Origin of the sequence: Brachyspira pilosicoli, from assembly GCF_019402445.1 — a bacterium.
In the GTDB taxonomy this organism is placed as follows: domain Bacteria; phylum Spirochaetota; class Brachyspiria; order Brachyspirales; family Brachyspiraceae; genus Brachyspira; species Brachyspira pilosicoli_B.
Genome location: NZ_SRZM01000389.1, coordinates 1 through 6,580, shown reverse-complemented (window position 1 = coordinate 6,580; position 6,580 = coordinate 1). Strand labels below are relative to the sequence as shown.

The following is a 6,580-nucleotide window of genomic DNA, read 5'->3' as shown; positions in this document are numbered from 1 at the left end:
CACAAACAATAACACAAACAATAACACAAATGATAAGCCTAATAATAAATATAATAGCAAACATAAAAATAATACTTGCATAATGATTATATTATTTTTGCTTGCTTTGGGAGCATTTGCCGTAATATATTCTGTACATGCTATATTTATAGATAATAGATTCAATAAAGCATTAGAAAATTACTCTCTAAATATTCAAACTATAATAAGCAACACAACCATAGATAAAATTGTTATAACTAATGAATCAGAAAACAATATTACAATAAACAACGAATTTATAATTAATGATGAAATAGCAAATAGTTTCAAATCAACATTTGATATAAACACAAGAATGCTAGAATCATCAATGTCAGAGATAATGAAAAACTCAAATGATTTATTAAGTTTCTGGTTTGCATTTTTGTCTGTAATAATGATAGTATTTACATTTGCAGGTATTTTTATAAATAATAATATTTTATCAGAGAGTAAAGAAAAATTGGCAGATGTTACTAATAAAGCTAATGAAATTATAGAAAATATAAAAAATCAAGCAGCAGATGAAACTCAAAAAGTCATAGAAAAAAATAGAGAGGTGGCTTTAAATTCAATAGATAAATTAAAAATAGAATTTGATGAATCAATAAAATCAATTCAAGAAAAATCAAATCAAATGATATTAGATATAAAAGAACAAGCACAAACAGAAAGCGAGCAATTAATAAAATCAATAAAAAATCAAGCAGAAGAAGAAACTAAAAAACTAATAGAGGAAAATAATAGAAATATAGAAATATCAAATTTATTTAATTTAGCTTATCAAGCGGATGATAATAAAGACCATAATTTATGTATAAATTATTATAACAAAATTATAGAAATGACAAATAGTTTATTAAAAAAATATGATAAAAACTCTGAAGAATATTCTAAATATAAAAATATTTGTTCTATAGCTTATAATAATAGAGGTAATGCTAAAACAAATTTAAGCATATACAAAGAAGCTATTAAAGATTATAATAAAACTATAGAATTAAATCCTAATTACTCAAATGCTTATTTTAATAAATCGTTATCAAAACAATTATTAGCAAATAATACAAAAAGCAAAAAAGAAAAAGATAAATTAATAGAAGAAGCTTATAATGATTTTATTGAAGGTTATAAGTTAGCTGATGATAAATTAAAAGATGAATACAAACAAAGAATTACTGATTTAGCTAAAATAAGTAATGAAGTTGCTTTTTTATTCAACTTTTTCCCGCCGCAAAAAGTTGCAAAAAGTGCAAATATTTTTACTTCATATGATTAGAAATATATAAATAAGATAATACTTAAATTTTAACTAAAAAATGCAGTCCTTTTGCTTCTTTGGGTCACCAAAAGAAGTGGGGGTGTGGGGGCTAGTCCCCACAAACAATAAATTAAAATACTAAATTTTTAGCATATACTATTCGTTTGTAACTAGCTTCTCTTCGCTGCCATTTACAGCTCCGTCTTTATCAACCTTCACTGTAAATATTTTAGATACGCCCTTCTCTTCCGCTGTAATTCCATAATAAGCATCGGCTATAGTGGCAGATACTTCATCGTGAGTGATAATTAAGAATTGAGTTTTATCTGATAAACCCTTAACCATATTCTTATATCTTATAATGTTTGCTCCGTCCAAAGCAGCGTCCACCTCGTCAAGTATACAAAATGGACTAGGTCTATACAAAAATATAGCAAATACCAAAGCAAGTCCTGTCATGGTAAGCTCACCGCCAGAATAGGACACTATGTTTTCCATTTTCTTGCCCGGCGGCTGTGCAAATATATCAATAGGACTGTTTAATAAATCTTCTTCGTTTTGTATCTTTAAGCCGGCATTACCGCCGCCAAATAAGATTTTAAAAGTCTCAGAGAATTTTTTGTTTATTTCATTAAATGTTTTAAGAAAATCTTCTCCTGCCTTTTTGTTGGCATCAGCTATTATTTTTAATATCTCTTCTTTTGATTTTTCCAAATCTTCTTTTTGCTTGCTTAAAAACTCGAATCTATTTTTTGCTTCTTGATATTCATCGAGTGCCATCTCATTAATATGACCTAAATTCTTAATCTTGTCATTAATAGTGTTTAGCTTGTTTCTAAAAACTTCTTCATCAATTAAGCCTTCAGTAACAGCCTCATATTCTTTCAAATTAATAGCATTAGTTTCATAAAAATTATTATATATATCATTTATCTTGTCTTTTGTCTGATTAATTCTCTCGCTTATTCTTGTAATATTTTCGTTTGTTTCGTTTAACTTTTTTATATGCTTAGAATGATTAACATCAAAGTTAGATAAAGCAGATTCAGCCTTTTTTATCTCACTAGCCTTTAATCTTGCCTCACTCTCCATTTTTGTTTTTTTCTTTTCTAATTCTTTGAAATTGTTTATATTATCTTTAAGCTCTTTATCTAATAATTTATAATCTTCTTCTTGTTTTTGTATCTTATCATTTAATGTTGCAAACTCTTCTTCTACAATAGCTATACTTTTTATTATCATCTCTTTTCTATCTTCAGAAGCTTTTTTATTTGTTTCATATTTTGCTTTTGATATTGTGAGAGTAGTAAGATTAGAGTTTGATAAATTAATATTTTCTGTTGCTTTTTTTATTTCATTGTTAAGCTCTTCTATTCTATCAAGATTGCTTTGAATAGCAGATTCCAAAGAAACTATCTCTTTATCTATAGCCTCTTTTTGCATATAAGTACCCTCTTTGTCAAACAACAAATCAACAAAAGGGTCTTTTATTTTAGTGTATTCTTTAAAAATATCTTGTAAAAGCAATGCATCTCTTTTCTCTGTATCAAGCATATCTTTTAAGTTTCTTACAAATGATGATAGAGAATTAAAACTAAGCTCATTGAGATTATCTAAAACACCATCATCTTCAAACTCTTTTATAGTGTTCATTTTAGTATTAATAGAACCAAGCAAGTTATTAAAACCTATATCAATATCAGCCTCATGCTTTCCTATATTCTGATAAAAACTATTACCCATTATATCTTTCTTCTTTTCATCAATCTCGGTAATTATTTTATTTATCACTTCAAGCTGTCTTTCTCTAGCATCGGCTATTTTTAAAGTATTGTTTTGATTATTTTGTGTGAGTATTGCTATTTCATCGTTGCAGCTAGCTATTTTATTCTGCTCGCTTGCAATATTGCCCTCTTCTATCTCTTGTTCTTTTAATGCTAACTCAATATTTTCTAATATGTTTTTTATGTCTTTATCTAATTCTAATATTTGATTTTTATCTTCTTCTATTCTTTTAGCTAAAGTGTTTTTTCTGTTTATAGTTTCTTCTTTTTCTTTAAACTTATTTTCTAATTGTATTTTTAATTGACTAGACATTTTTTCTATATGAGTAAGTTCTGTTACTATTAATGACACCTGCTTATCAAGCTCTATAGATAAGTTTCTTGTCTCTTCAAATTTTAATAGTTCCTGCTGTTTTTGATTGTCTAAATCTAATAGGTTCTTTTCAAGTTCCTGTTTTTTATTATTAAGATCTTCAAGATTTTTATTATAATCCTCTAAAGTGATTTTTGCCTTTTTAATCTGATTAACATTTATGCTTATGCTTATCTTTTTTTTATCATCTATAAGTGAATAATATTTCTCTGTGCGTGCCGCTTGGTCTTTTAATGATTTATAATTTTTTTCAGCATTTTTTATATCTATTTTTACATTATCAAGGTTTCTTTCAGAGTCTTCAAGTTTTTTTGTAGCCTCTCTTCTTCTCTCAAGATATTTACTGATACCAGCAGCATTTTCTATTATAGTTCTTCTCTCTTCTGGCTTTTGTTTAGCAATCTCTGAAACTGTTCCCTGTTTAATTACAGAATAGGCATTTTTACCTAATCCTGTGTCAAGAAACATATCTACTATATCTTTAAGCCTTACTTGTTCATCATTAATATAATATTCTGATAAACCTTTTCTATAATACTTTCTGGTAACTATTATCTCATCTTTATCATATTTTTTTATCCATCTTGAAGTATTATCTAATGTTAAAGCTACTTGTGCCAAAGAGGACGGTTTTCTAGTGTCTGTACCATGAAATATGACACTCTCAAGCCCTTTAGAACTATCAATTCTTAATCTGCTTGCAGACTGCTCCCCCATTACCCATAAAAAGGCTTCTACTATATTACTTTTACCTATACCATTAGGTCCAAGCACTACAGTAACACCCTCATTAAACTCTATATTAGTTTCTATGGCAAATGATTTGAATCCGTGCAAATTAAGATTCTTTATATACATTTTCTTTCCTGTTTTCTATATACTAATTAACAAATTTATAATAATTATCGTCATCTACAATAATTAATTACAGTATAAATATTAAAACATTATACAATCGTATTAAAAAAAATCAATGAATTTATAATTATAAATAATTTTACTGTTCTTCCAAATTTTTCTTAGATACTATAATACCATATCCTGTAATTTCTAACTCTACATTATTATTAAGCACAATAGTAAAAAACTTATTTTCTCTGGTTATAGAAGTTATTTTTGAAGAAGGATATTCATTATCTATTACTTTAACCATACTTCTATGTATACAGCTTCTTGGTATGCCGTTTGGATTATTTTCTAAATTGTTTATTTTAATGCTTTTCCAAAGTCCGCTTTGATAAAATATAATATTAAAGCCTAATTTAGTATTAACTTCATACCCTCCGCCGTTTTGATACAAGCTAACAGTATCTACGCTATCACCCTCTAAATTAAGATAAATAAAATTTTTAGCCTGAAGAGGTAAAGAAGCCTCCGTAAGGTTTTGTGTGTATAAAAAAGAATACAAAATTATAAACAATAATAAAACTTTCTTCATATAATAAAATAAATAGAATATATATTTATTATATATTCGTATTTTATTTATTTTAATTTAATTATATTATATAAAAATTAAGGCTACAGCAAAAAGCCATAGCCTCAATATGAACACACAACTTGAGAATTATCTTAAAAATTATTTCAAAGCATTAATTTTTTTCATCATCTCAGATTTTTTAACACTAGCTCTATTGCTGTGAATAACAGATTTTCTAGCAGCTTTATCTAAAGCACTAGCATATTTATTATATTCAGCTATAGAAGCATTTTTATCATTAGCATCTATAGATTTTAATACTTTTTTCTTTTGAGTATTTAAAAAACTTTTAATTTTTCTGTTATAAAGATTTCTAGTAGAGTTCTGTCTTAATCTTTTAGAAGCTGATCTTATATTAGGCATTCATTATACTCCAGTGAAGTTAGTTAAAATAAAAATCGGAGTTAACGGGGCTCGAACCCGCGACCTCCTGCGTGACAGGCAGGCGCTCTAACCAAACTGAGCTACAACTCCAAAAAACTTTTTAAGTTTAATCATTATACTACAAATATATTTTTTGTCAAGTGCAAAACTCCTTTTTTATTAACAATTTAAAAATATTTAAAATAAACTACTATAAAAAACAAATAATTAATGAAGATTCTTTGATTTTTTATACTTTTGACTATATAATAAATAAAAATACACTTTTATGAGGAGTTTATTAATGACTAAAGTTGTTTTAATAAGACATGGTGAGAGTGTTTGGAATAAAGAAAACCTTTTTACTGGTTGGGCTGATGTTACTTTATCAGAAAAAGGGGTTGAAGAAGCTAAAGCTGGCGGTGTAGAACTTAAAAAAGCTGGTTTTACTTTTGATAAAGCATACACTTCTACTCTTACTCGTGCAATCAAAACTTTAAACTTAGTATTAGAAGAAATGGGACTTTTATGGATACCCGTAGAAAAATGCTGGCAGCTTAATGAAAGACATTATGGTGCTTTACAGGGATTAAATAAATCTCAAACTGCTGAAAAATATGGTGAGGACCAAGTAAAAATATGGAGAAGAAGTTATGATACTCCGCCTCCTGCTTTAGAAAAATCTGATGAAAGATATCCTGGAAATGATCCTCGCTACAAAAACTTATCTGAAAAAGAACTTCCTCTCACAGAATGTTTAAAAGACACTGTTGCAAGAGTTGTTCCTTTCTGGGAAAATGTTATACTTCCAGATATTAAAGCCGGAAAAAAAATCATCATCGCTGCTCATGGTAATAGCTTAAGAGCATTAGTTAAATACTTAGACAATATTTCTGATGCTGATATCACAGAGCTTAATATACCTACTGGAATGCCTTTGGTTTATGAGCTTGATGATAATTTCAAAGCTGTTAATAAACAATACTTAGGCGACCCTGAGGCTGTTAAAAAAGCTATGGAAGCTGTAGCTAACCAAGGCAAGAAAAAATAAATAATAATAAAATATATTTTATATATAAAATAAAGAGGAAGTTTTTTAATTAAATTTCCTCTTTATTTATTGCCTAAAAAATTAAATTGTGATATTATGAAAAACCAAATGTATTTGATCATTAAGGAAATAATATGAAAAATAAAAAGCTATTTTTTAGAATATATTTAATATTTCTTATTATATTATTTATTTCAATAGTAATATTAGCTTTTTTAGGAAATAGAAAAAGAATAGGATATTTATC

At 27.0% G+C, this 6,580-nt stretch carries 5 protein-coding genes and 1 tRNA gene; 2 read left to right on the top strand and 4 right to left on the bottom strand.

Annotated features, from left to right (window positions below):
• Nucleotides 1-1,300: hypothetical protein (locus E6A48_RS11170; protein ID WP_258018610.1), on the top strand; the 1,300-nt coding region annotated here is incomplete at its 5' end.
• Nucleotides 1,301-1,438: 138 nt separating this feature from the next.
• Here the strand turns inward: E6A48_RS11170 and E6A48_RS11165 are convergent.
• The 4 genes from E6A48_RS11165 to E6A48_RS11150 form a co-directional block, all read right to left on the bottom strand.
• Nucleotides 1,439-4,297, bottom strand: coding sequence for a chromosome segregation SMC family protein (locus tag E6A48_RS11165; RefSeq protein ID WP_219710365.1), 2,859 nt, complete (start codon nucleotides 4,295-4,297; stop codon nucleotides 1,439-1,441).
• A gap of 139 nt (nucleotides 4,298-4,436) precedes the next feature.
• On the bottom strand, nucleotides 4,437-4,877 hold the full coding sequence (locus E6A48_RS11160) for a PepSY-like domain-containing protein (protein WP_219710363.1): 441 nt from the start codon (nucleotides 4,875-4,877) through the stop codon (nucleotides 4,437-4,439).
• 141 nt (nucleotides 4,878-5,018) lie between these two features.
• Nucleotides 5,019-5,282 (bottom strand): 30S ribosomal protein S20, encoded by a 264-nt coding sequence (gene rpsT, locus E6A48_RS11155; protein ID WP_013243928.1) that lies wholly within the window; start codon nucleotides 5,280-5,282, stop codon nucleotides 5,019-5,021.
• Between the two features lie 36 nt (nucleotides 5,283-5,318).
• Nucleotides 5,319-5,393: transfer RNA gene (locus E6A48_RS11150), tRNA-Asp, on the bottom strand.
• A gap of 193 nt (nucleotides 5,394-5,586) precedes the next feature.
• Here E6A48_RS11150 and gpmA point away from each other — a divergent pair.
• Nucleotides 5,587-6,333: a 2,3-diphosphoglycerate-dependent phosphoglycerate mutase gene (gene gpmA, locus E6A48_RS11145; protein WP_219710362.1), complete on the top strand. Its 747-nt coding sequence runs from the start codon at nucleotides 5,587-5,589 to the stop codon at nucleotides 6,331-6,333.
• Nucleotides 6,334-6,580: the final 247 nt, after the last annotated feature.